The organism is Vibrio sp. 1580, assembly GCF_033340055.1.
In genome coordinates, this window is sequence record NZ_JAWOVT010000332.1 from 1 (window position 1) to 671 (window position 671).

The 671-nt window shown below is 49.9% G+C and carries 1 protein-coding gene and 1 pseudogene; both read right to left on the reverse strand.

The features are described 5' to 3' along the window. Positions 1-159 (reverse strand): annotated as a pseudogene (locus R7093_RS25840) (chemotaxis protein CheW); the annotation flags it as partial. Continuing rightward, positions 149-671 (reverse strand): ParA family protein (locus R7093_RS25845; RefSeq protein WP_318147097.1); only part of this gene is annotated, 523 nt, incomplete at its 5' end. The gene R7093_RS25845 and the pseudogene R7093_RS25840, both read right to left, overlap by 11 nt.

Here is a 671-nt window from a genome sequence, read left to right on the forward strand (position 1 = left end):
CTCTGGCTCTGGCTCTGGCTCTGGCTCTGCAGAGGATAGTTCCTGAGCGAGCAAGTCAAGCTCATGTTCGAGATCAGTCACCTCAACTTCTTCACCGAGTAATGCGTTGAAGTAATCATCAAGCGCCTGCTCGCTGGAAAGTACGCTGTTACTGCTCATCGAACGCTAACCTCTCCAAGTAAATCAATAGCTGTTTGTACGCAAACACACCACGGCTACCGGATGCAAAGTGCGACGCTGGTAAGTGTTTCAAACTTGCGTCTCGGAACTTGGTGTCAATCGGTACTGCGGAAGTCCACACTTGGTTCGGGTAGTCTTTTTTCAGTTGCGTCAAAGTCTGCAACGAAGCGCGAGTTCGCTTGTCGTACATGGTTGGTACGATGGTGACTTTGAACCCATCTGGACGTGATTTCTGCATGATCGTCAACGTACGAATCATACGTTCCAAGCCTTTCATCGCGAGGAATTCAGTCTGTACTGGGATCAAGATACGATCACTCGCCGCGAGTGCATTAACCATCATCACACCAAGGATTGGTGGACAATCGATCAACACGTAGTCGTAATCTTGCGAAACCGCTTGAAGTGCGCGCTTCAAAATCAACCCCATGCCACTGCGGTTACCCATTACGCGGTCTAGCGTAGCCAATGACATGTGCGCAGGAATGATG